Origin of the sequence: Chryseolinea soli (assembly GCF_003589925.1) — a bacterium.
Lineage (GTDB): Bacteria > Bacteroidota > Bacteroidia > Cytophagales > Cyclobacteriaceae > Chryseolinea > Chryseolinea soli.
In genome coordinates this window covers 5,149,230-5,174,110 of sequence record NZ_CP032382.1, presented here as the reverse complement: position 1 = coordinate 5,174,110, position 24,881 = coordinate 5,149,230, and the positions used below count along the sequence as shown (strand labels likewise).

Below are 24,881 nucleotides of genomic sequence, written 5' to 3'. Positions count from 1 at the left end.
GTCCGACGCGTTTCGCGTTACTTCAATTTTACCCGCGGTAAAATAAACGCCATAAGCTTCCCGATCGACTCTTCCACGCTCCATTCGCCCGTGGGAACGGTCAGATCGGGATGGACGGGCGTCTCATACGGCGAATCGATGCCGGTGAAATTCTTTACCTCCCCTGCCCGCGCCTTTTTATACAATCCTTTCACATCGCGTTGCTCGCACACCTCCAGCGGGGCATCGACAAAGATCTCGATATAATTTTCAGCTCCTACAATGTTCTTCACCTGATCGCGGTCGGCGTTGAAAGGCGAAATGAAAGCCGACAGCACGATGACGCCGGCATCCGTCATCAATTTGGATACTTCGCCGATACGGCGGATATTTTCTACGCGACCTTCGTCGGTAAAGGTCAGGTCTTTGTTGAGGCCGGTGCGGATGTTGTCGCCGTCCAGCAGGTAGGTCTTAAATCCCAAGGCGTGGAGCTGCGCCTCCAATTGCACAGCCAGCGTTGACTTCCCGGAACCGGATAAACCCGTAAACCAGATCACGGAGGCGCGTTGATTCAACACCTTCTCGCGCTGGTGTTTGCTGACTTTCGTCTTAATGGGATACAGATGATTCATGGGACGGAGCTGATCTACGCCAAAGTCTACTTATCCTATAGCGTATTTCGGGCAAAGGTAGAAGTAATGGATAAAACTACAAGGTGAGGTTTTTGAAAAGTATCTCTCACTAACGCTTGTTGGCCGGCAGAAAACGGCCTGGCAACCGTTGCGACGTAGTATCTGTTTTTTCTATTCTTCACGTCCCATTTTCCAATAGCGCTGCAGCATCCTCAAAAAGTCTTCCATCTCCCGCAGGGGAATCATGTTGGGTCCGTCGCTGAGGGCTTTTTCCGGGCGAGGGTGCGTTTCAATAAAAAATCCATCCACGCCCACCGCGGCCGCGGCCCGCGCCAGAAAGGGCGCAAACTCACGCTGCCCGCCGGATGTTGCTCCTCTTCCTCCGGGTTGTTGGATGGAGTGCGTTACATCGAAAACCACGGGCGTGAACTTGCGCATGATGGGCAACGAGCGCATGTCCACCACCAAGGTGTGATAGCCAAAGCTGATGCCGCGCTCGGTCAGGAAAACATTAGGATTGCCTTCGTTGCGCACTTTGTCCACGGCATATTTCATGTCTTCCGGCGCCATGAACTGTCCTTTTTTCACTTTCACGGCCTTGCCCGTGCGGGCGGCTGCCTTTAGCAGGTCCGTTTGACGACAGAGATAGGCCGGTATCTGCAACACATCCACCACCGTGGCCACCTCGGCGCATTGATACGACTCGTGCACGTCGGTAACGATCGGCACGTGCAGCGCTTGCTTCACACGCGACAAGATCTCCAGTCCACCTTCCAGCGAAGGGCCGCGGTACGAGGTGGCTGCTGTGCGGTTGGCTTTGTCGAACGAGGATTTAAAAACGTAGTCGATATCGAGTTCTTCGCAGATGGCCTTCATGCGCGTGCCGGTCTCCAGACAGAGGTCGTAGCTTTCGACCACGCAAGGCCCGCTGAACAAAACCATGCGATCGCCGCCCAGCGTGATGGTGTCGGTCACCTTCACGGTTTCTTCAAACGTATTCATTCTCATGGCTTATCCTCTTATAATTTTTTCCATTTCGCCGCGGGCGGCCAGCACCAGGTCGGCCACTTCGCGCAACGCGCCTTGTCCACCGCCTGCACGCGTCACCAGGTCCACTTCCTGCTTCATGTAGTCGAACGTGTCGCTGGGGCAAACGCTGAGGCCCGCGAGTCGCAGCACAGGCAGGTCGTTGATGTCGTCGCCGATGTAGGCCACTTCTTTCGTTTTGAGTTTATAGTGCTTCACCAGTTTTTCAAACACGGAAGCTTTGTCGAGGATGCCCTGGTGGCAAAAGTCCAGTTTCAGTTCAACGGCGCGCTTGGCGGTAGCGCCGGAATCGCGACCGGAAATAATACCGGTGAGGATGCCTGCTTTTTTCAAGTGTGTGATGATGAAGCCGTCCTTCACGTTGAAGTTCTTGGTCTCCTTGCCATTTTCGTCATAGATGATCTTGCCATCGCTCAACACACCGTCGGCATCAAAGAAAATGGCTTTGATGTTGCCGGCCTTTTTGATGAGTTCCTTGGTGTAAAGGGATAAGATGAGTTTCAAACGTTTGTTAATTTTCGGTGATGTGTTCCGAAAATTAGGAAAAGCTTTTTATTTTACCTCCCTGTTTCCGCTGCATTCCCCGAACCTCTCCTCTGAATGCAAGCCGTTAATCCCGGATTATGCGTGTCTTCAAATTTTTTCTTTGCCTGGCCATCACCGCAGGGCTTGTTTATGTGTTGGATCGTCCCTGGAACATCAAGAATGCGCCGGTGCCTCCCGTGGGCCGTTTCCTGGACCCTTTTCAAGGATTCTGGGCAAATCTGGAGGCTTCCGGTCCCCAAATCCCCGACGCAATGCCCATCCCAGGCCTGCACGACAAGGTGACGGTGCTGTTCGATAGCCTGGCCATGCCTCACATTTTTGCTCAAAATGAAGAAGATCTCTATCTCGCACAGGGTTATATCACCGCTCACGACCGCCTCTGGCAAATGGAATTCCAAACCCATGCCGCTGCCGGCCGCCTCACAGAGATCATTGGGCGCGGCACAGGCGATGCTGTGTTGAACTATGATCGCGGCCAGCGACGACTCGGCTTGGTCTTTGGTGCCGAGCAGGCCTTAAAGTCACTGGAAAGCGATCCCGTGACGCACAAAATGGTCGAAAAATATACGGAAGGCGTCAACGCCTATATCCAGACGCTCGACTACAAGACCCTGCCCTTTGAATACAAACTCCTGCATTACAAACCCGAGCCCTGGACGCTGCTCAAATGCGCCCTGCTCCTCAAAAGCATGGCCCAGACCCTGAACATGCGCGACAAGGACATGGAAATGACCAACGCGCTGAAAATGTTCGGCTTCGACGTGCTGCAGGCACTCTACCCCGACCGTGAGCCCGTGAGCGACCCGATCGTAGACAAACCCAACAGCTGGAAATTCAAACCGGTAACGCTCAACGACACCGTGCCACTGGCACTTCCCGACGAACTGATCCAACTCAAAAAACTCACGGTCGAACCGATCAAAGTTAAAAAACTCCCTAGCTCCGATCCCACCACCGGCAGCAACAACTGGGCCGTGAGCGGCAGCAAAACTGCCACGGGCTCTCCCCTGCTTTGCAGCGATCCTCACCTCGGATTGAATCTCCCGTCGCTGTGGTATGCACTTCAGCTTCACGCCCCGGACGTCAACACCATGGGAGCATCCCTTCCGGGTGCACCGGGCATTATTATCGGCTGCACCGATTCCATCGCGTGGGGCGTGACCAATGCGCAACGCGACCTGGTGGATTGGTATCAGGTTTCTTTCCAGGACAACACGCATGACAAATACCTGCTCGATGGCCAGTGGGTGGACACGAAGAAAACGGTGGAGAAATTCCTGGTGAAAGACGGACCGGCTTACTATGATACGGTTCTTTATACCCACTGGGGGCCGGTGACCTACGACGACACGTTCGGCGATCAAAGCAATCCAAAATATTATGCCTTCCGCTGGATCTCGCACGATCCTTCAAACGAATTCCTCGCATTTTATAAACTCAACCGCGCCAAAAATCACGGCGACTACATGGAGGCGTTGGATCGCTATGAATCGCCGGCGCAAAATTTTGTTTTCGCCTCTGTGGCCGGCGACATCGCCATGCGCATCCAGGGAAAATTCCCCGTACGCCGTCAGCAGGAAGGAAAGTTTTTGCTCGACGGAAGCAAAAGCTCCAACGGATGGCAGGCCTTTATTCCCAACGATCAAAACATCATGGATAAAAATCCGGCGCGAGGATTTGTGAGTTCTGCCAATCAATACCCGGTGGATGGTACATACCCCTACTACATCACCGCTTCAAGTTTCGAGGCCTATCGCAACCGCCGCATCAATCAAACCCTCGCCGGCCTGGACCACGTTCGCCCCGAAGACATGATGAAATTGCAAACCGACAATTTCAATCTGAAAGCCGAAGAGAGCCTCCCCTATTTTCTCAAGGCCCTGGATTCGGCATCGCTCACGCCGGCAGAACAAAAAGCCCGGCAAATACTGGCCTCCTGGAATCGCTACAATGACAAGGCTTCCGAAGGCGCCTCGTATTACGAAGCCTGGTGGAACAGCCTGATGCCGTTGATCTGGGATGAGATGGCGGGCCAGACCCTCGAAAACCCCACCACCTTCAACACGATCTACCTGCTGAAGGAGAACCCCACGTTCTCTTTTTTCGATATCGTGAATACGCCCGAAAAAGAAACGGCGACCGAAGTGATACGCAAAGCGTTTTCACAAAGCGTCGCTTCGATGGAGAAGTGGAAGAAGGACCATGCACAATCCACAGCATCGTGGGGCGAATATAAAGATGGCTATATGGGGCACCTGACGCGCCTGGAGCCCTTGCGTGTGTATGTGAAGGCCGGCGGCAACCGCGACATTGTGAATGCACACTCGCGCACGCACGGCCCATCCTGGCGCATGATCGTGAGCCTGGAGAAGTCCGGCGTCAAGATGTGGGCCGTTTATCCCGGCGGCCAATCGGGCAACCTGGGCAGCGCACACTATGTGGATCTGCTTCAACCTTGGGTAGATGGTCAATATTTCCAGATCCCCTTCTTGCGCGATGCGCACGATCCCAAAATTCAACACTCAACCCAACTCCATCCGTAGTCGTCTATGAAATTCGTTATACAATTCTTCGCGATTTTGGTCTCCGCGTTTATCGCCCAGTGGTTCCTGCCCTGGTATAGCCTGGCCGTGGTGGCATTGGCCATGGGATATTTTTTCAAGTCGAACGCAAATTTCCTCGCGGGATTCCTGGCCATCGCGGTGTTGTGGTTTTTAAAGGCCTGGTGGGCCGATGCGCACACCGTGTCAGACCTCTCCACGCGCGTGGCCACCATCCTCATGGTTAAAAACAAATTTATCCTGATGTCGGTGACCGCCCTGATCGGTGGACTGGTCGGTGGATTTGCTACGCTAACAGGAGCCCTGTTGAAGTACAAGCGGAAGATGCGGTGGTATTAAGACTTCTATTTTTTCGCAAACACCTCTCCGATCAACCTCAACCCATTTAGGGTAAGGTTCGGATCGATGTGATCAAATGTTTCTTTCAACGAAGGAATAATGGACGACAACCCGCCCGTAGCAACAGATTTCAGACTATCGTCATTCAACTCAACGCGTATCCGGTGCAGCATATGTTTTACCATGCCTTCATAGCCCACCAACACGCCCGCCTGAATAGCGTGCACGGTGCCTCTCCCCAGGACCGACGCCGGCATGACCAAGGGGACATCGAACAACTTTGCCGTATTTTGTGACAGCGACTTGATCGCCGTCTTCAACCCCGGCGCTATCGAAACGCCCAGTATTTCCCCGTCCTGCGACAGCGTGGTGAAGGTCAGCGCCGTTCCAAAATCAACCACCACACAACTGCGCTGAAAGAAAGTATAGGCCGCAAAAGCGTTGCACACCAAATCGGAACCGATCTCGTAAGGCCGTAATACCTTTATGGATAACTTTTCGTACACCGCCGGTCCCAGCACGAGGGGATCTTTTTCAAACAACGTCCGGGCTGCATGCACCAGCTTCCCTGTTAGATCGGGCACCACGCTGCTGATCACCACGCGACTCACTTCGTCTAACGCGATCCTGTCCTCCAGAAAATATTCGCGTACTTTCATCGCGTAGAACATTTCGGGCAGTTCGGCTTGCGAGGGCACGCGCCATGTATGCTTCCAGGCGTTGTCCTTGTACACCCCTATCGTGATGTCGGAATTACCGATGTCGAATGCTAATACCATAGTTCATCGTGTTGAAAAATTTGACCTAAGTTTCCCCGAATCTACCATCCCTTCCTGTAAAATTAAAACGGGATGCTTTCCGCTCAGCTCAACCCCATCAACGCTTGCTTCACTTTTTCCATGCCCGTGCTCGCTTTTTCGGCGATCATATGCAGGCTGGGGATCTGACCCATTTCCGGAAGCTTGGGGTCCACCACAAACTTCAATGCATCGTGTGGGACATAACTGATCAGGCCTGCAGCCGGATACACCACCATCGACGTGCCCACCACCACAAAGAAATCGGCATTCGCGGCGTGATCCGCAGCCACTTCCATGAGGGGCACCATCTCGCCAAACCACACGATGTTGGGGCGGAGTTGGGAGCCTTTGGCGCAGACGTCACCTAGGTTGAGCTCCCAACCTTTGATGGGATAGACCAACGTTTCGTCCCGGGTGCTGCGCGATTCAAATAAGCTGCCGTGAAGATGGATCACATGCGAAGAGCCGGCGCGCTCGTGCAAATCGTCGACATTCTGGGTCACCACGGTGACGTCGAAATAATTTTCCAACTCAGCCAGTATCTCGTGACCGCGGTTGGGTTGCACTTCCAGGGCACGCTTGCGGCGTTGGTTGTAGAAGTCCAGCACCAGGGCAGGATTTTTGCGCCATCCCTCGGGCGTGGCTACGTCCATCACATTGTGGCCTTCCCATAGGCCATCCGAATCGCGAAAGGTGGGTATGCCGCTCTCGGCGCTGATGCCAGCACCGCTAAGCACGACCAATTTCTTTTTCATAAATAAAAAAATGGATGAGGACGAAAATACGATTTTGTACGGTGGATCTGAACCGCGATTCACGTTTTTACGGAATCGGCAGCGGATGCAAAGTCAAGGCAAAGAAAGCGCTGGCTTTCTTTGCTTAACTTCGAATGGAAAGATTATTTCTTCTTTTTGGGAGCAGCTTTTTTGGTGGCTGTCTTTTTCGCGGCCGTTTTCTTGGCAGCGGTTTTCTTTGCGGCCACTTTCTTTGGCGCAGTTTTTTTAACGGCAGTTGCTTTTGTTGCCGTGGTTTTCTTGGCTACCTCGCCGGTTTTTGTTGCTGTCTTAGCAGCGGTTTTCGTCGCCGTCTCAGCGGGGGCCTTGCGGCCAAATCTCCCTCTGCGCTCGGGGGCAGCGGCAGCGAGGGTCACACACTCTTCATACGTGAGCGAAGCAGGCTCTCGGTCTTTCGGGATCTTCACATTTTTCTTACCGGCTTTGATATAAGGACCAAAGCGACCGTTGAGAATTTGAATCTCCGGATCTTCCGCAAAGAGTTTAATGGTCTTGTTGGCGTCGGCAATGCGCTTGGCTTCGATGAGCTCGACAGCTCTTTCGGGGGTGATCGTATACGGATCGATGTCTTTGGGAATGGACACGAATTTCTTGTCGTGCAACACATAAGGCCCAAACCGGCCGATGCTCACCACCACATTTTTTTCTTCGAACAAGCCCAGGTCGCGAGGCATTTTGAAAAGCTCCATCGCGTCTTCCATCGTGATGTTCTCGATGAATTGGCCGGGACGCAGACTGGCAAACTTCGGTTTCTCACCGCCATTGTCGTCGGGGTTCTCGCCGATCTGAACATAGGCACCGAATTTCCCCAGCTTTGCATACACATTCTTCCCGGTCTTGGGATCGACACCCAATTCTTTTGTTTTGCCGACCGACGATCGCTCCACTTTTTCCGTCAGCGCCACTTTCTTGTGAAAGGGCTGGTAGAAGTTGTCGATCATCTTTTTCCAGTTCAGCTTGCCATCGGCGATCTCATCGAACTCTTGTTCGATCTCCGAGGTGAATGAAAAATCGGTGATGTCGGGAAAGTGATCCACCAGGAAATCGTTCACCACCATGGCGGTGTTGGTAGGAAAAAGTTTATTCTTTTCTGCGCCGGTAATTTCCGTTTCGTCCACACGCGTGATGGCGTCCGACTTCAGGGAAAGCACCGTATATTTTCTCTCAACGCCTTCGCGGGCTTCTTTCACCACATACCCGCGCTTTTGCACGGTGGTGATGGTGGGCGCGTAGGTTGAAGGCCGGCCGATGCCCAGCTCTTCCAGTTTTTTCACCAGGCTCGCTTCCGTGTAACGCGGTGGGTGACGGCTAAACACTTGCTTGGCCACAAGCTCCTCCAGGGTCAACTGCTGGCCGATCGTGAGGGGCGGCAACACTTTGCTGTTCTCCTCCTCATCGTCATCGTCGCCCGACTCCATATATACTTTCAAAAATCCTTCAAACTTGATCACTTCTCCCGAGGCGATCAGGGTTCTTGGGTTGGTGGAAATGCTGATGGTCGCTGTCGTTTTCTCCAATTCCGCGTCGGCCATCTGCGAAGCGATGGCGCGTTTCCAGATGAGATCATACAAGCGAAGGGCATTGCGGTCCATGCCGGGATCGTTCACCGAAAAGTCCGTGGGCCGGATCGCTTCGTGGGCCTCTTGCGCCGACGACGACTTGGTTTTATAAACACGCGATTGAAAAAATTCTTTGCCAAACGCCGACGTGATCTGTCTCTGCGCACCACTGCGCGCTTCATCGGAAAGGTTCACAGAGTCGGTACGCATGTAGCTGATCTTACCGGCCTCGTATAACTTCTGCGCCACCATCATGGTCTGGATAACCGAGAAGCCCAACTTGCGGGCCGCTTCCTGTTGCAACGTGGAGGTGGTGAAGGGAGGTGCCGGTGAACGCTTGGAGGGTTTCGTTTGCAAATCGGCGATCGCGAATTTTGCACCTTTGCACGACTCCAGAAAGGCCATGGCCTCTTCTTCCGTATCGAAACGCTCCGAAAGCTCCGCCACAAGATTCTTTCCTTTGCCTAAGTCGAAAAGTGCATTCACTTTGAAGGATGACTTGGCTTTGAACTCCGTGATCTCGCGTTCGCGCTCCACCACCAGCCGCACCGCCACCGATTGCACGCGGCCGGCAGACAAACCGGTTTTGATCTTTTTCCAGAGAATGGGCGACAATTCATAGCCCACCAACCGGTCAAGTACACGACGGGCTTGTTGCGCGTTAACAAGGTCTATATCGATGCCACGAGGGCTTTCCAGCGAGTTGAGGATCGCTTTCTTGGTGATTTCGGTAAATACGATTCGCCGCGTTTTGGCATCGGTCAGATCCAGCACTTCTTTCAAGTGCCACGAAATGGCTTCTCCCTCGCGGTCCTCATCGCTTGCCAGGTAAACCATGTCGGCGTCGTCTGCAAGTTTTCTTAGTTTGGCGATGATATCCTTCTTCTCCGCGCTCACCTCATAGGTAGGCTCGAAGTTGTTTTCAATGTCGATGGCCCCACTTCCCTTCGGCAAATCGCGAATGTGCCCCATGCTCGAGGCGACCTTAAAATCCTTGCCCAGGTAGCCTTCAATGGTCTTTGCTTTCGCCGGAGATTCAACTATTACGAGATTTTTTGACATGCTGCTTAACTTTCAAGAGGTTCAAATATCAGTAAATTTTTAAAAAATCAAATTTGACCCCTCCATCCACGCCCTAAACGGGGATGAATGGGTGGTCTGCGCGCTATTATTTAGAGGCTGACCTTCACGCGATTAGCATATTTTCAACATTCTTTTTCAACTTTTTTAATTTAGGCTGCTTAATATTGAACCGATTAGCCCAACCATACTGCTATTCTGATCCCCGGTATGACACGACACCTCTATTTATTGCGCCATGCTGAAAGTGCCGAAAAACAGTCTGGCCAGTCCGACAAAGACCGCTCGCTGACACCCCGTGGCCTGCGCGAATGTGTTGTTGTCGGCACATACTTGTATCAGCAAAACATCTCCTTCGATTGCATTCTGACCAGCACAGCGCAGCGCGCCGAAGATACAGCTCGCTTCGTGGCTGATGCTATGAAGATGGACACCGAAAGGATTTCCGTCGTCGAAGAGCTTTATGAAGCTTCGTCGCGCACTTTTTTCCAGTTTCTCAGCGGCCTCGACGACCGGTTCAACACTATATTAATTGTCGGCCACAATCCCGTCATCACCTACGTGACCGAATACCTCACACAATCCGAGATCGGCGACATGGCCACAGGAGGCTTGGCCGCCATCAAATTCCACATCCATTCCTGGAAAGAAGTGAGTCAAGGAAACGGAGAACTTGAAAATTACACCCATCCCGGCATGCTACAGCCGGATTGATCGTCTCTTTAATTCTTGCCGGCAATGCTCTCCAAAGAAGAAGCCATACAACGTTTCGACCCAAACGGCCCCGGAATGAAAGGGAATATTTTCGGTCTCCCGTTTTCTCCCGACAACGCGGAGCTCATCCTCGTGCCCGCACCGTGGGAAGTCACCGTTTCCTATCATGAAGGAACCGCCAACGGCCCCCGCGCCATCCTGGATGCGTCCCTTCAAGTAGATCATTTTCTCCAAGACATCCCCGACGCCTGGAAACTCGGCGTGTGCATGCTTCCCGTTCCGGCCGATATGCTGGAAGAAAACAAAAAGCTGCGCAACTGGTCGCGTGAACACCTGGCCCGCATCGGGAACGGCGAAACCGTTTCCCCCGACGACGTGGTGCTTTCCAAGATCAACGAGGCCTGCGAAAATTTCAATATCTACATCAAATCGGTCACACAAAATTATCTGAAGCAAGGAAAAATGGTAGCCCTGGTGGGCGGCGATCACAGCACGCCATTGGGTTTTCTCAGGGCCCTGAGCGAGCACCATCCCCGCTTCGGCATTCTGCAGATCGATGCCCACGCCGATCTGCGAAAATCCTATGAAGGCTTCACCCATTCGCACGCCTCGATCATGTATAACGCTTTGAAAATTTCCGCCGTCGGCAAGCTCGTCCAGGTAGGCGTGCGCGATTATTGTGCGGAAGAAATGGACGTTATCCACCGGGCTATGGGCCGTATCACCACTTTTTTTGACGAAGATCTCAAGGCCTATGCTTACCAGGGAAAAACCTGGTATGCCCAATGCGACGAGATCATCAAACAACTCCCCCACCTGGTCTATATCAGTTTCGATATCGATGGCCTCGATCCCAAGCTCTGCCCCAACACGGGAACACCCGTCCCCGGCGGTCTGGAATTCCAGCAGGTGACGTACCTCCTAAAGAAATTAGTGCTCTCCGGAAAAAAGATCATCGGTTTCGACTTGAATGAAGTGGCCCCCGGCAAGGACGACTGGGATGCCAATGTAGGTGCCCGCCTCTTGTATCAACTTTGTCACTGGATGGGTGCTTCCCAGGGAAAATTGGCCATTCGCAAATCGTAGCACGCATCAGACATCCCATCTACACCTGATTCCTGACGTTGAAATTCCCAGAATAGTTTTGAATGTAGAACGGAAAGAACCCGACGATTAAAATTTCAGATCGATCTTTAGCAACGGAGAGTAGAGTTGGCCGATTTGATCGCCTGCCAACACATAGCTGCCATCGATCCATTGAAAAACATAGGTACGTTTTGAATATGGCTCAACAACCCAATACTCTTTGACTCCAAATCTTTGGTAGAGTTCCTTTTTCAAGATCAGATCGTAGGCTTGATTTCCTTCGGAAAGGACCTCCACTAATAAATCCGGTGATCCATGGATATGTCCGGAATTTTCCCGAACAGCCGGGTTCGTATCCAACAACACCGCAAGGTCAGGTTGAACAGAGTTTTTCTCTTCGTCAAAGAAAACATCCATGGGTGCAATCACGACTTCGCCGTGCCCCATTTGTTCCAGGTAGTTGAAAAGTTTGTTGTTGATTTTATTGAGGATCCGTTGATGTATCATAAACGGAGCGGGTGACATATAAATTTGGCTATCGATGATCTCTGCGCGCAACCCTTCCGGGAGTGTTTTGTATAGCTCCATCGTTGTCATCAGATCTTCCTCCCGTCGTTGCATAACCAAAGCAACCATTTTCCATGAGATCACCAAACAACTCCTACAATAGATTTCATCCAAAATTCTTATCTCAAGTAAAAAACAGACACCCCAACCGTTGTAACACAGCTTTGCCCAATTGTTTCCTTAAAATAAAAAACATACGAATCGCCACGGAGCATGGCGATAACGCTACAAAATCGTTCTGTTGATTGGGATTTTAGGACGTGTGGCGCGTCGCTTGAAATTGAAAAACCGACACTACCCTTCCACCGAAACCTGGTTGGCCTCCTGCTGCTTAGGATAGTCGAACAAGCCGAAGTTTTTAATGGCCTCTTCCACTTTGTGGGGCACGAATTTCTCCCAGCCCGGCTCGCCTTTCTTGATCATGGCCAAGACGTTGTCGGAAATGATGTGCAGGTTTTTCACGTTGGCTTCCTGAATCTCTTCCAGCTTGTTGTTGTCCATGAGAAAGCGGAAAAGGCTTTTCAGGTTGGGCGGCAGGGTTTGTTCGAAGGTCTTCAGGGTGAACAGCTCGTTGTTCTGCCATGCCGGGTAAATGTATAGCTTCACATTGGTGCCAAACAGCGATGCAAAACATTCCAGGATTCCGCCGCGAAGATTTTCGTAGGTCTTCTCTTCAAAAACTTTTTGCAACGCAAATATCCCCATGGTGATGCCGATCTTTTTTCCCCGCGTGATCTTGGAGAGATAGTCTACCAGGCGGTAATATTCAAAATAGTTGGAGATCAGCACGTTCTGCCCAAGCGAACACAAAATATCGGCGCGGTGCAGGAAATCGCGCTCGTCGATCTTGCCGTCGGGGCTAAGGTCGTTGAGCGTCAGCTCGGAGATCAACACGATATTGGAACGATCCACATCGGATTCGTGCTTGAAATGCCGGCGCGAGGCCAGCAGCATGTCCACATTCACATGCGTGGGCGGACGGAAGCGGCCGCGCAATACCAATACGTTCTTTTTATACAGTTCGTCCGAGGGCTGCATCACGTGGCCGTCGGGGCCAAACATGGCGGCTTTGGTGAGGCCGTTCTTCACGAGCTTCAACGCCATGAGCCGGTTGTCGACGTGTTTGAAATCCGGTCCGTTCAAACGAAACATGTCGATCTCGATCCGGCGGGCCGTTAACCCGTCGATCAGCGACATCAGGATTTCTTCGGGATTGGTCAGGAACATACAGGAATACAGCATGTTCACTCCCACAATGCCCAGCGCATATTGTTGTTGCAGGGGATCGTTGTCGTGCATCTTCAAGTGCAGCACGCAGTCGTTTGGCTCGCTCTGGGGTGTGAGTTGGAAGCGTAATCCCATCCAGCCGTGGCCCTGGTTGGTGCGGTCGTAGTTGAGTACCTCCACGGTATCGGCAAATGCAAAAAAGCGGGTGGTTTCGATGCGGTGCGGGAGCCGCTCGGGCAGCAGCACGTATTCGTGATCGAGCATGCGGATCAATCGCTCCTCACACACGTAGCGATCGCCCACGCCGTAGATGGCGTCGCTGAACTTCATGTCGTAGGCCGACATGGTTTTGGCCACCGTGCCGGAGGCTCCTCCTACTTTAAAGAAATTGGCGGCGACTTCTTGTCCTGCACCGATCTCGGCGAAAGACCCATAGATGGCTCTGCTTAGGTTGATACGAAGGGCTTTCTCCTGGGTAGTGAGTTTTCTGTATTCATCCATAACCTGCTACTGCTTTCCTCCTCAATTTACCGTTAATCGTCCAATCGTTGAAAGGTAATAACATTTAAATCTTCCGACAACTGGGCTCCCGCATTTCGGGTGTGCAAGATTTAAATGCATTCCGTGCCATTAAGGTTCCCTTCAAGATTTGGCAACGATTTCCACAAAATTCAAACGTTTACCGGCACACGTTTAGTGTTCAACCCAATCCGGCAACGGTGAAGGTACCTACAGCACAAAGTTCGTTTTCGCTTCACGCTTGATCTCCTCCCACTCTTCAGGGGGTGGCGGCGTGCCTCTTTCGAACTCCTGTAACAACCATCCAACCAATTCTTTCTTCATACCAAAGCGCGTCACCGCGTCTTCGCAGAATTCGATCTCGTGCTGGTCCACCACCTCGTCGGCGTACACCATCAGGATGAGATCGTAAAGCAGGTTCATTTTATCGTTGTGATTATCTGGAACATTCACGTCAAACTTCTCGTCCGTTTCGGCCAGCTCCCGCACCTGGCGGTCTTTCAGACCATAGCGCTTGGCGATCTTGTACAGCAAAGCCTCCTCCTTGGGGTGCATGTGCCCATCTGCCTTGGCCAGGGCAAGAAGGTTTTTAATGTGATTTTTTTTGTACGAGAGGTACTGATGTTCGAAAAAGCCGATCATATGCGGTAGAGTTAAGGATCAAAAACTAAAATACCGAACCCGGCGCGAATAAAAAACCTCTTTGCGCCAGACTTTGCTTACCCGCCGACTTGCCCGCCGTAGCTTTAGCGAAGGCGGGAGCTTTAGCAAAGGAGGGCACTATGCCACAGCGTGGTGAGCTGCTTCTTCCTCCTCCTTCAACGCCCTGCGTAGAATTTTACCTACGTTGGTCTTGGGCAATTCCTTCCGAAATTCAACGTGCTTGGGAACTTTGTAGTTCGTCAGGTTTTCATGACAATATTTTATCAATTCCTCCTCGGTGAGGCTCTGGTCTTTCTTCACCACAAAGATCTTGATCACCTCCCCCGACTTCGCATCGGGCACGCCAATGGCCGCTACTTCCAACACCTTGGGATGGGCCGCCACCACGTTCTCGATCTCGTTGGGGAACACGTTGAAGCCGGAGACCTTGATCATGTCCTTCTTGCGGTCCACGATCTTGAAAAATCCGTCGGCATCCATGAGCCCGATATCGCCCGTGCGGAACCAGCCGCCGGGGAAGAAAACACCTTCATTGTCTTTTCTCCAATAACCCGACATCACTTGGGGGCCACGCGCGCAAAGTTCCCCGGTTTCGCCCTGGGGCAACTGATTGCCCGCTTCATCAAACGCTGCCACTTCGGTGCTGGGCACGGGCAGACCGATCGTACCCAACCGGTGTTTGCCATCAAGGGGGTTGCAGCACAGCACCGGCGAGGTTTCGCTGAGGCCATAACCTTCGATGAGCGCCGTGCCGGTAACTTCTTTCCATTTTTTCGCCACAACATCCTGAACGGCCATACCGCCGCCAACGGCACCATGCAAATGGGAGAAATCCAAATCTTTAAAATGTGGATTGTTCAGCATGCCATTGAACAACGTGTTCACGCCGGTGAGGATCGTAAACTTATGTTTCTTCAGTTCCTTACAAAATCCCTCCATGTCGCGTGGATTGGTGATGAGCACATTCTTCACGCCGGTGCTAAACATCAGCAGCCCGTTCACACTCAGGGCGAAGATGTGGTACATCGGAATCCCGGTCACGATCAAATTCTCGCTCGATGCATTCATGTAGGGCTTGAACCATTCCGTGATCATGGAATTGTGGGCGATCAGATTTCCGTGCGAAAGTTGCGCGCCTTTGGCAATGCCGGTGGTGCCTCCTGTGTATTGAAGCACGGCAATATCTTTCAGATCGACCTCCACCGGCTTCAGTTTCAGCGAAGCGCCTTTTTTCATGGCGGTCTTGAAAGCAATGGCCTGTGGAACATGGTAGGCCGGGATCATCTTCTTGATGTTCTTCACCACAAAATTTACAAGCGCTCCCTTCAATCCGCCCAGCATGTCGCCAAGCTGCGTAATGATGACGTGTTTTATTTTCGTGGTCGTCAATACCTTTTCCAGGTGGAAGGCAAAGTTGGAGACGATGACAATGGCTGAGATCTCGGCATCTTTAAATTGGTGCTCCATCTCCCGCGGGGTATACAAAGGATTGGTATTCACCACGATAAGTCCAGCACGCAGGGCACCGATGAAGACGACGGGAAATTGTAGCATGTTGGGCATCTGGATCGCGATGCGTTCGCCTTTTTTCAAGCCCAGGTCTTGCTGCAGGTAGGCGGCAAAGTTGGTGGAAAGCTCGTCCAGTTGGCGGTAGGTCATCGTCACGCCCATGTTTTCATAGGCCACGCGATCACTGTATTTTTTGAAGCCTGTGTCAAAGAAGGCCAGCAGTGAAGGATAGTCGTATAATTTTATTTCGTGAGCAACGCCTTCCGGGTAATTTTTGAACCAGGGGAAATCTTTCATAGACATGGACTAAAAAATGGGAAATCCTTCAATTTCTTATCAGATTCAAAGCAAACGATTGTTTGCCAGCAAATCAATAGCGAATATGCGAAAGGAATAAAATAAAAAACCCGCCCCGAAACCGGGACGGGCAGCTCTGAATAACTCATTAACCTAAACTGAGCTAGCTGTAGAGGAAGGAGTCGAACCTCCACGGAGCGGTTAGGTGCCAGACCTGATCCTGGTAGTAGTTACTGGGATCAGGGTGCTTACACTTTCTTCCGTACTCTCCACCCCCGAGACCGGAGGGCTTGTCTGCCAATTTCAACACCCTACAATGTTGTTGTGTGTGTGTGTGCGGTGTGGTTGCTGTAGAGGGAGGGTTCGAACCTCCACGGAGCAGTTAGGTCGCCAAAGGCTGGACTTTATCCCGTTGTCCCCACCCCCGAGACCGGAGGGCTTGTCTGCCAAATTTCAACACCCTACAAGTTGTGTTTTTGTTGTGTGATAAATGTGTGTGCGTTGTAAAATCTTTAACAAAGTAACGCAAAAGCTGCTATGCTAAACAATGAAACATTTGAATAATTGTATATTTTTTAATTTAATTTCATATTTTTGAATTATAGTCAAAACTCAAATTTTACATGGCCGAAAATTATAAAGTTGACAATGTCGACCTGAAGATCCTCGAAATCCTCATGCAAGACGCCAAAAAGCCTTATACGGAAGTAGCCAAGAAAGCATTTGTCTCCGGGGGCACCGTCCACGTCCGCATGAATAAGCTCGAAGAAGCCGGTATTGTCGAGAAAACAACCCTGAAAGTGAACTATGCCAAGCTGGGCTACGACATCACGGCCTTCATTGGCATCTTCCTTCAGAAGAGCGCCCTCTACGACCAGGTGATGGCCAAACTCAAAGCCATTCCCGAGATCACCAACATCCATTATACTACCGGAAACTACAGCATGTTCACAAAGATCCACTGTAAGGACACCAATCACCTCAAACAGGTGTTACACGACAAGATCCAGCAAGTGGAAGGCATCGAACGGACGGAGACCATGATATCGTTGGAAGAGAGCCTGGACAGGAGTCTGAACCTCACCTGACGGTGGTTCGTACTCCCCATAGCGAAAACTTCTGGGCCTCAAAGAACCTAAAAATGGCATTTTTGTTATACTTTTGTAGGTTGTTTAAAATTAGTCTAAATAGACTGCTATGAGTAAAGACAATCAGGTTTTAGAGGAGTTGACCTCGAAGGAGTACGAACATGGCTGGACTATTGATATCGAAACCGATTCGGCGCCTAAGGGGCTCAACGAGAATATCATACGGTTTATTTCCACCAAAAAGAACGAGCCTGAATGGTTGCTGGAGTGGCGTCTGAGCGCTTTCCGCCAGTGGACCAAGATGAAGGAGCCCAAATGGCCCAACGTGACCTACCCTCCCATCGATTACCAGGATCTCATTTATTATTCTGCGCCCAAACAAAAAGCAAAGGCCAAAAACCTCGAAGATGTCGACCCCGAGTTGATCAAAACCTTCGAGAAGCTGGGCATTTCTTTGACGGAGCAAAAACGCCTTACTGGCATCGCGGTAGATGCCGTGATCGACAGCGTTTCTGTTGCTACTACTTATAAAGAAACACTCGCTGAGCTGGGCATCATCTTTTGCTCTTTCAGCGAAGCCGTTCAGGAACATCCTGAGTTGGTGAAAAAATACATGGGATCCGTCGTCCCGGTGAACGACAACTACTTTGCCGCACTGAATTCCGCGGTGTTCACCGATGGGTCATTTTGCTACATCCCCAAAGGGGTACGCTGCCCGATGGAATTGTCGACATACTTCCGGATCAACGCCGCGAACACGGGTCAGTTCGAAAGAACGCTCATCGTAGCGGATGAAGGAGCTTATGTGAGCTACCTCGAAGGCTGCACCGCCCCCATGCGCGACGAAAATCAACTTCACGCCGCCGTGGTGGAGATCTACGCCATGAAAGATGCGCAAGTGAAGTATTCAACCGTACAAAACTGGTATCCCGGCGACAAAGAAGGCAAAGGTGGTATCTATAACTTCGTAACAAAACGCGGTCTCTGCTTTGGCGACAACTCCAAGATCTCTTGGACGCAAGTGGAAACAGGCTCGGCCATTACCTGGAAATATCCTTCCTGCATTTTGAAAGGCGACAATTCCATGGGTGAATTCTACTCCGTAGCCGTCACTAACAATTATCAGCAAGCGGATACAGGCACGAAGATGATCCACATCGGCAAGAACACGAAGTCGCGCATCGTATCGAAAGGCATTTCTGCGGGCCACTCGCAAAACAGCTACCGCGGACAAGTGCATATCATGAAACGCGCCGAAAACGCGCGCAACTTCTCGCAATGCGATTCGCTCCTGATGGGCGATAAATGCGGCGCCCATACCTTCCCCTACATCGACGTAGAGAACAACACGGCGCGCATCGAACACGAGGCCACCACGTCCAAGATCGGCGAAGATCAGATCTTCTACTGTTTGCAACGGGGCATCGACGAAGAATCTGCCGTGGCGTTGATCGTGAACGGCTATGCCAAGGAAGTGTTGAACCAGCTCCCCATGGAATTTGCCGTGGAAGCACAAAAACTCCTGGCGCTTACCCTCGAAGGCAGCGTAGGGTAATTATCTCATCTTATTTTTTTTTACCATCGGAATTACGAACTATGTTAAGCATAAAGAATCTGACAGCGAAGATCGGCGACAAGCAAATACTCAATGGCATCAACCTGGAAGTAAAACCCGGCGAAGTGCACGCCATCATGGGCCCCAACGGCTCGGGCAAAAGCACCTTGGCCTCCGTGCTGGCCGGTCGCGAGGAATATGAAGTGATGGCGGGTGAAGTGGATTTCCTCGGCAAAGATCTCCTGACACTTTCTCCGGAGGACCGCGCCCGTGAAGGGTTGTTCCTCGCCTTTCAATATCCCGTAGAAATTCCCGGTGTGAGCACCATCAACTTTATGAAGACGGCGCTGAACCAGATCCTGGAACATCGCGGTCAGCAACCCCTGGATGCGGTTTCGTTTCTGAAGTTGATGAAAGAGAAAATGAAGCTCGTGGAAATCGACCAATCGTTGCTGAACCGGTCGTTGAACGAAGGCTTCAGCGGCGGCGAAAAGAAACGCAACGAGATCTTCCAAATGGCCATGCTGGAACCCAAACTCGCCATCCTCGACGAAACGGATTCGGGTCTCGACATCGATGCCTTGAAGATCGTGGCAAACGGCGTGAACAAACTGCGCAATAAATCAAACGCGGTAGTCGTGGTGACACACTATCAGCGCTTGCTGGATTATATCGTGCCGGATTTTGTGCACGTGCTCTATAAAGGCAAGATCGTGAAGTCGGGAACGAAAGACCTGGCCCTGGAGCTGGAAGCAAAAGGATACGATTGGATCAAAGACGAAGTGGCCATAGCCTAACCCGGAACAGAGCGCATGAACGTAGCGGTGAACGAGAAAAACACGACCCCGGAAGTGGTTAGCCAAATTCAAAAAAGCATAGCCCAATATCCGGCCCAAGCCTACCGAAAGGAAGCGCTCGAAGCATTTGAAAAGCTGGGCCTTCCGGAAAATAAATCGGAAGAATATAAGAACACGCCCATCACACGGTTGCTGCAAAAGAACTTTGTGCTCGACCAGCCCAATGCAGCGGCACAAAAACTTGATGTAAAGGATTTCTTTATTCCCGGCGTCGAGGGAAATGTGATCGTGGTGATCAACGGAGTCTTTTCGGAGGAGCATTCGGTTATCGTTTCGCCGTCCTCGGAAATAACCATTACCAACCTGGGCACTGCTATCGCCGGACAACATCCGGTAGCCATGGCCCATCTGGCCAAATATGCGGACTCCTCGGCAGACGCTTTTACGGCCTGGAACACAGCCACGTGGCAAAGCGGAGTATTCATTCACGTGCCGAAAGGCAAAGTGGTGGAAAAACCCATCGTGATCTATCACATCCACGACGCGCGTGGTGGCCAAGTCATCACAGCCGGCCGCAATCTGATCGTCACGGAGTTGAACAGCGAGGTCACCATCGTAGAGAAATTTGATTCGGTGGGTGATGGCAATCACTTCTCCACGCTCGTAACGGAAGCAGAAGTCGCCGAAAATGCCGGCTTCAACCATTATACTATTCAAAACGACGCCGGTAATCGCTACCAGGTTGTGACTACCAACATTCACCAAGAGAGATCGAGTCGTGTCAATACGTATACGTTTACCCTTTCCGGCAAACTCGTACGGAACAACTTACAGCTTTCAATCGACGGTGAAGGCATTGAGTCACACATGTTCGGCTTGTATCTGGTAACGGGCGACACGCTGGCCGATAACCACACCGTGGTAGATCACCGCAAAGCAAACTCGTTCAGCAACGAGCTTTATAAAGGAATTATGGATGGAAACTCCCGGGGAGTTTTCAATGGAAAGATCTATGTGCGTCCCCAGGCTCAGAAAACCAATGCGTTTCAAGCCAACCGGAACATCCTCATGTCCGACAAGGCCACAGTGAACACCAAGCCCCAGTTGGAGATCTGGGCCGACGATGTGAAATGCTCTCACGGTTGCACCACGGGACAACTGGACGAAGAAGCATTGTTCTACCTGCAGACCCGCGGCATTGCCCAGGAAACGGCGCGCGCGATGATGCTCTACGCCTTTGCGGCGGAAATCCTGGAAAATGTGAAACACCCGGAACTGAAAGCGTACCTCGATGAGTTAGTGAGTGAACGGCTTCACAAAAACTTCTGACCCATGACAACCACTTCTCCTGCCCTGTCCACTGCCCTCGACGTTGAGAAGATCAGGAAAGAATTCCCCATCCTCCACCAAACCGTGAACGGTCGCGACCTCGTCTATTTCGACAACGCCGCCACATCACAAAAACCCCTGGTGGTGATCAACGCCCTGACCGAATATTACAAAGGCTACAACGCCAACATCCACCGCGGCATTCACACGCTGGCGGAAAAGGCAACCAAAGCTTTTGAACAAACACGCCTCACCGCAAAGGACTATATCAACGCCAAGTCGGAACAAGAGATCATCTTCACCCGTGGCGTGACCGAAAGCATAAACCTCGTGGCTTCTTCTTATGGAAGAACTTTTATAAAGGAGGGCGACGAGATCATTGTTTCCGAACTGGAGCACCACTCCAATATTGTTCCCTGGCAATTTGTTGTCGAGGAGAAAAATGCGACACTGAAAGTGATCCCCGTGACGGATCGCGGCGAGCTCGATCTCGATGCTTACCGGAAACTGCTCTCCCCCAAAACCAAGATCGTATCGGTGAACCATGCTTCCAACAGCCTGGGAACCGTCAACCCCATAAAAGAAATTATCCGCCTCGCCCACGAGGTCGGAGCCGTGGTGTTCATCGATGGCGCCCAGGCAGGCGCTCACCTGGATATTGACGTGCAAGACCTGGATTGCGACTTCTACACCGTATCGGCCCACAAAATGTATGGCCCTACCGGCGCGGGGTTTCTTTACGGAAAAAAAGAACTGTTGGAGAAAATGCCTCCCTACCAGGGCGGTGGTGAAATGATCAAAGAGGTGACCTTCAAAAAGACCACCTACAACGACCTGCCACACAAGTTTGAAGCCGGCACACCGAACATTGCCGATGTGGTGGCGTTCCGCTACGCCATGAACTTCATCACCGAAACCGGTCGGGCTGCCATGGCTGCCCACGAACACAATTTGTTGGAGTATGCCACCGAACGCGTGTCGCGGTTGAAAGGTGTGAGCTTAGTAGGCACTGCCCCCGAAAAGGTGAGCGTGCTTTCTTTCACCGTCGACGGCATTCATCCGTTTGATATCGGTCAAATGCTCGATGCCCGCGGCATTGCTGTGCGTACGGGCCACCATTGCACCCAACCGCTGATGGACCGTTATGGCATTGAAGGAACCGTTCGGGCCTCCTTTGCTGTTTACAACACGAAAAAAGAAATTGACCAGCTCGTAGAAGGGCTGGAACGCGTGATTAATTTCATGAAATAGCAGCCGAAAGGCTGTTTCTGCCATACATGGACGTTAACGACATACAGGAAGAGATCATCAGCGAGTTTTCACTGCTCGACAGCGATATGGAAATGACGGTGTTCTATATTATGGAACTCGGCCAAAAGCTTCCGGTCATGAACGATGCCCTGAAAACCGAAGAAAACGTCGTCAAGGGCTGTCAGTCCAAAGTGTGGCTCACCGCCAACCTGGACGACGACAAGATCAACTTCTCCGCCGATAGCAACACAGCCATCACGAAAGGCCTCGTCAGCCTCCTCATCCGCATCTTTAACGGGCAGTCTCCCGAAGCCATATTGAACGCCAATCTCTATTTCATGCAAAAGATCGGTATGGAACGGTTCATCGGCACGCAACGGTCCAACGGCTTTGCGGCCATGATCAAGCAAATGAAATTATATGCCCTCGCCTTTAAAACCAAACTGGAAGTGAAGTCATGAGCGAGCCAACAGAAATACCCCAACAGACACAAAAAGTAGTCTCTACAACAGCCATTCCTGACCTGCAGGAGAAAGTGTTGGCGGCTATAAAAACGGTGTACGATCCGGAAATTCCCGTAGATATTTATGAGTTGGGGCTCATTTATGAGATGAATATCTACCCGGTGAACAATGTTTATGTGCAGATGACCCTTACTTCGCCCTCCTGCCCTTCGGCAGAAGTGATTCCCGGCGAAGTGGAGCAAAAATTAAAAGCCATCGAAGGCGTAAACGATGTAAAAGTTGAAATTACCTTCGACCCGCCGTATTCGCAGGACATGATGTCGGAAGCGGCAAAACTGGAACTTGGATTTTTATAATTTGTTATAACAATACGATTAACTTTGTAAACTTATGTATCCCGAACAATTAGTGGCCCCGATGCGTACCGATCTGACCAGCGCGGGCTTTACTGAATTTAAAACCGCCGAAGAGGTGGATAGCAATCTAAAAAATCAGAAGGGAACAACCCTTTTGGTGATCAACTCCGTTTGCGGATGCGCTGCCGGTGCGGCCCGTCCGGGCGTGAAATGGGCCTTGCAGCACTCGGGCAAGAAACCCGATAACCTGACCACGGTTTTTGCCGGGGTAGACAAGGACGCAGTGGCGAAAGCCCGGGAATACACCCTCCCTTATCCTCCCTCGTCCCCTGCCATAGCCCTGTTCAAAGACGGCGAGTTGGTCCACTTTGTAGAGCGTCACCACATTGAAGGTCGCAATGCCCAAATGATCGGCCAGCACCTGGTTGAAGTTTTTGACGAGTTTTGTTAAGAGAATAAAGTATAAGTAAAGAGAAAAGCCACCTTCGCGGGTGGCTTTTTTTATGTGTTGTGCTTTCAGGCGATGCCTTGCTCGAGAATGAGACGGGTTTCTTCGAGGTCGAGTTCGTATTCGATTTTGCGCAGCGCCTCGTCGCTGATTTTGCCTTCGTCGCGCATGCGCAGCGTGAGTTGCCGTTCACGCTCCAGCAATTCCTGTTGGATGCGATGAAACTCGTTGATCTCCTGCTCGGCCATCTTCTGCGAAGACTCATCTTTCCGGATGCGTTGGATCCGGATCTCATATTTCGTTTTGATCTGATTCAACACTTCGTCGCTTAACGCCAGGGCATAATTCTCTTCGATGTGCTCGATCACGGCGGAGGCAATTTGCAATCGCGCTTTTTGCTCCTGTTTATGTTCGTCGTCGCCGGCTGAGATGCCTAACCATTGAATGAGCGGGCGCAGGGTTAGCCCCTGTAAAACCAGCGTGGACAGGATCACACAAAACGTGAGGAAGATGATCAGGTTTCGGTTTTTGAAAGGCTGGCCCTCGCCAAGCGTCAGGGGCAACGCCAAGGCGGCCGCAAGCGAAACGACCCCGCGCATGCCCGACCATGCGATGACGGTTACCAGGCGCAAGGGTGGCCGGACTTCGGCGGTACGTATCCTTTTGCTGAGGCGTGGCAGATAGGTTCCCGGATATACCCAAATGATGCGCCCCACAATGACGGCCACGCTCACGATGACGCCATACCAAAGCAACGTGCTGAAGGAATGTGTACCGATGTCTTCCAACACCTTGCGGAGTTGCATGCCGATCAGAATAAAAATAAGACCGTTCAGGATGAAGATCACGGTGTTCCAAACGCCATAGGCCTGCAATCTGCCCTGCTGTGAAAATACCTTCGACGACTGGCGTCCCAGGTACAAGCCGCACACAACCACCGCCAGCACGCCGGAAACATGAATGCTTTCTGCGCTGAGGTAAGCGACGAACGGTGCCAGAAAAGTAAGGGTCGTGTCGTTTGTGGGGTTGTCGGGGGTGAGCTTGTGGATCCACTTGAATATGAGCCCTACCAGCAAGCCGAGGGCGATGCCCACACCGGCCACCACGAGGAACTGAAGGCTGGCGTGCCATACGCTGAAGGCGCCCGTGATCAATGCCGCAATCGCATATTTATAGGCAATAAGGCCCGTGGCATCGTTGACCAGGCTCTCGCCTTCCAGGATGACCGTGACCCGTTTGGGAATGCTTAGCCCCTTGGTGGCGGCAGCCGCTGCCACGGCGTCGGGCGGAGAAATGATGGCACCGAGCAGGAAGCATTCCGGCCAGCTCATGATGGGGATGAACAGGTGCGCAACCCAGGCTACGGCACAGGTGGTGAAGATCACACAGCCTATGGCCAGCAAGGTGATCGGGCGTTTGGCGGCCTTGAATTCTTGCCAGGGCATGGTCCATGCGGCGGCATAAAGAATGGGCGGCAGGAACACCAGGAACACGATGTCCGGGTTTAGGGTGATCGCCGGCAAGCCGGGAACCATGCTGATGGTGATGCCCGTGAGGACCAACAAGATGGGATACGGAATTTTGACCCGGTCCGTCACCTCGGCCAGGGCAGTCACAACAGCAAGCAATATGATAATGGTAGCGATGTTCTCCATGCTATGGCCTTTGCCTAAA

At 51.7% G+C, this 24,881-nt stretch carries 23 protein-coding genes; 12 read left to right on the top strand and 11 right to left on the bottom strand.

Annotation, left to right across the window (positions count from 1 at the left end; translation table 11 throughout):
* Window positions 1-17: 17 nt before the first annotated feature.
* From cysC to D4L85_RS22010, 3 genes are all read right to left on the bottom strand, one after another.
* On the bottom strand, window positions 18-611 hold the full coding sequence (gene cysC / locus D4L85_RS22020; protein ID WP_119756332.1) for an adenylyl-sulfate kinase: 594 nt from the start codon (window positions 609-611) through the stop codon (window positions 18-20).
* A gap of 171 nt (window positions 612-782) precedes the next feature.
* Window positions 783-1,613: a 3-deoxy-8-phosphooctulonate synthase gene (kdsA, locus tag D4L85_RS22015; protein ID WP_119756331.1), complete on the bottom strand. Its 831-nt coding sequence runs from the start codon at window positions 1,611-1,613 to the stop codon at window positions 783-785.
* 9 nt (window positions 1,614-1,622) lie between these two features.
* Entirely contained in the window at window positions 1,623-2,162 is a 540-nt protein-coding gene (locus D4L85_RS22010; protein ID WP_119756330.1) for a KdsC family phosphatase, read from the bottom strand.
* Window positions 2,163-2,281: 119 nt separating this feature from the next.
* On the opposite strand from D4L85_RS22010, the gene D4L85_RS22005 reads away from it, so the two are divergent.
* The gene (locus tag D4L85_RS22005) at window positions 2,282-4,747 is read left to right on the top strand and encodes a penicillin acylase family protein (RefSeq protein ID WP_119756329.1); all 2,466 of its coding nucleotides are present in this window, start codon (window positions 2,282-2,284) and stop codon (window positions 4,745-4,747) included.
* A gap of 6 nt (window positions 4,748-4,753) precedes the next feature.
* A complete protein-coding gene (locus D4L85_RS22000) occupies window positions 4,754-5,104 on the top strand; it encodes a hypothetical protein (RefSeq protein WP_119756328.1) in 351 nt (116 codons plus the stop codon).
* A gap of 5 nt (window positions 5,105-5,109) precedes the next feature.
* Here D4L85_RS22000 and D4L85_RS21995 read toward each other — a convergent pair whose 3' ends face one another.
* The 3 genes from D4L85_RS21995 to topA form a co-directional block, all read right to left on the bottom strand.
* Window positions 5,110-5,883, bottom strand: a complete 774-nt coding sequence (locus D4L85_RS21995) for a type III pantothenate kinase (protein ID WP_119756327.1) — start codon at window positions 5,881-5,883, stop codon at window positions 5,110-5,112.
* Window positions 5,884-5,966: 83 nt separating this feature from the next.
* Complete coding sequence (locus tag D4L85_RS21990) at window positions 5,967-6,659, bottom strand: SIR2 family NAD-dependent protein deacylase (RefSeq protein WP_119756326.1); 693 nt, start codon at window positions 6,657-6,659, stop codon at window positions 5,967-5,969.
* A gap of 143 nt (window positions 6,660-6,802) precedes the next feature.
* Entirely contained in the window at window positions 6,803-9,319 is a 2,517-nt protein-coding gene (gene topA, locus D4L85_RS21985) for a type I DNA topoisomerase (protein WP_119756325.1), read from the bottom strand.
* A 228-nt stretch (window positions 9,320-9,547) separates the two neighbouring features.
* On the opposite strand from topA, the gene sixA reads away from it, so the two are divergent.
* Both sixA and D4L85_RS21975 read left to right on the top strand, forming a co-directional pair.
* A complete protein-coding gene (gene sixA / locus D4L85_RS21980; RefSeq protein ID WP_119756324.1) occupies window positions 9,548-10,051 on the top strand; it encodes a phosphohistidine phosphatase SixA in 504 nt (167 codons plus the stop codon).
* 24 nt (window positions 10,052-10,075) lie between these two features.
* Window positions 10,076-11,137 carry an agmatinase family protein gene (locus D4L85_RS21975; protein WP_119756323.1) on the top strand — a complete coding sequence of 354 codons (1,062 nt, stop codon included), beginning with the start codon at window positions 10,076-10,078 and terminating at the stop codon, window positions 11,135-11,137.
* Between the two features lie 87 nt (window positions 11,138-11,224).
* Here D4L85_RS21975 and D4L85_RS21970 read toward each other — a convergent pair whose 3' ends face one another.
* The 4 genes from D4L85_RS21970 to D4L85_RS21955 form a co-directional block, all read right to left on the bottom strand.
* Window positions 11,225-11,818: a Uma2 family endonuclease gene (locus D4L85_RS21970; RefSeq protein ID WP_160143910.1), complete on the bottom strand. Its 594-nt coding sequence runs from the start codon at window positions 11,816-11,818 to the stop codon at window positions 11,225-11,227.
* Between the two features lie 180 nt (window positions 11,819-11,998).
* The gene (locus D4L85_RS21965) at window positions 11,999-13,432 is read right to left on the bottom strand and encodes a TonB-dependent receptor (protein WP_119756321.1); all 1,434 of its coding nucleotides are present in this window, start codon (window positions 13,430-13,432) and stop codon (window positions 11,999-12,001) included.
* A 228-nt stretch (window positions 13,433-13,660) separates the two neighbouring features.
* The gene (locus tag D4L85_RS21960) at window positions 13,661-14,092 is read right to left on the bottom strand and encodes a TerB family tellurite resistance protein (protein WP_119756320.1); all 432 of its coding nucleotides are present in this window, start codon (window positions 14,090-14,092) and stop codon (window positions 13,661-13,663) included.
* Window positions 14,093-14,230: 138 nt separating this feature from the next.
* Window positions 14,231-15,919 (bottom strand): AMP-binding protein, encoded by a 1,689-nt coding sequence (locus D4L85_RS21955; protein WP_119756319.1) that lies wholly within the window; start codon window positions 15,917-15,919, stop codon window positions 14,231-14,233.
* A gap of 623 nt (window positions 15,920-16,542) precedes the next feature.
* Between D4L85_RS21955 and D4L85_RS21950 the strand changes: the two genes are divergently transcribed.
* From D4L85_RS21950 to D4L85_RS21915, 8 genes are all read left to right on the top strand, one after another.
* Window positions 16,543-17,007 carry an Lrp/AsnC ligand binding domain-containing protein gene (locus D4L85_RS21950; RefSeq protein ID WP_073131526.1) on the top strand — a complete coding sequence of 155 codons (465 nt, stop codon included), beginning with the start codon at window positions 16,543-16,545 and terminating at the stop codon, window positions 17,005-17,007.
* Window positions 17,008-17,116: 109 nt separating this feature from the next.
* Window positions 17,117-18,562, top strand: a complete 1,446-nt coding sequence (gene sufB, locus D4L85_RS21945; RefSeq protein WP_119756318.1) for a Fe-S cluster assembly protein SufB — start codon at window positions 17,117-17,119, stop codon at window positions 18,560-18,562.
* 41 nt (window positions 18,563-18,603) lie between these two features.
* On the top strand, window positions 18,604-19,359 hold the full coding sequence (gene sufC / locus D4L85_RS21940) for a Fe-S cluster assembly ATPase SufC (RefSeq protein WP_119756317.1): 756 nt from the start codon (window positions 18,604-18,606) through the stop codon (window positions 19,357-19,359).
* Between the two features lie 15 nt (window positions 19,360-19,374).
* Window positions 19,375-20,688 (top strand): Fe-S cluster assembly protein SufD, encoded by a 1,314-nt coding sequence (sufD, locus tag D4L85_RS21935; RefSeq protein WP_119756316.1) that lies wholly within the window; start codon window positions 19,375-19,377, stop codon window positions 20,686-20,688.
* Between the two features lie 3 nt (window positions 20,689-20,691).
* Window positions 20,692-21,939, top strand: a complete 1,248-nt coding sequence (locus tag D4L85_RS21930) for an aminotransferase class V-fold PLP-dependent enzyme (protein ID WP_119756315.1) — start codon at window positions 20,692-20,694, stop codon at window positions 21,937-21,939.
* 26 nt (window positions 21,940-21,965) lie between these two features.
* On the top strand, window positions 21,966-22,400 hold the full coding sequence (locus D4L85_RS21925; RefSeq protein WP_119756314.1) for a SufE family protein: 435 nt from the start codon (window positions 21,966-21,968) through the stop codon (window positions 22,398-22,400).
* Entirely contained in the window at window positions 22,397-22,759 is a 363-nt protein-coding gene (locus D4L85_RS21920; protein WP_119756313.1) for an SUF system Fe-S cluster assembly protein, read from the top strand. The genes D4L85_RS21925 and D4L85_RS21920 overlap by 4 nt, the downstream gene beginning before the upstream one ends.
* 34 nt (window positions 22,760-22,793) lie before the next feature.
* Window positions 22,794-23,210: a BrxA/BrxB family bacilliredoxin gene (locus D4L85_RS21915; protein ID WP_119756312.1), complete on the top strand. Its 417-nt coding sequence runs from the start codon at window positions 22,794-22,796 to the stop codon at window positions 23,208-23,210.
* Window positions 23,211-23,275: 65 nt separating this feature from the next.
* Here D4L85_RS21915 and D4L85_RS21910 read toward each other — a convergent pair whose 3' ends face one another.
* The gene (locus tag D4L85_RS21910) at window positions 23,276-24,862 is read right to left on the bottom strand and encodes a Na+/H+ antiporter (protein WP_119756311.1); all 1,587 of its coding nucleotides are present in this window, start codon (window positions 24,860-24,862) and stop codon (window positions 23,276-23,278) included.
* Between the last annotated feature and the right edge of the window lie 19 nt (window positions 24,863-24,881).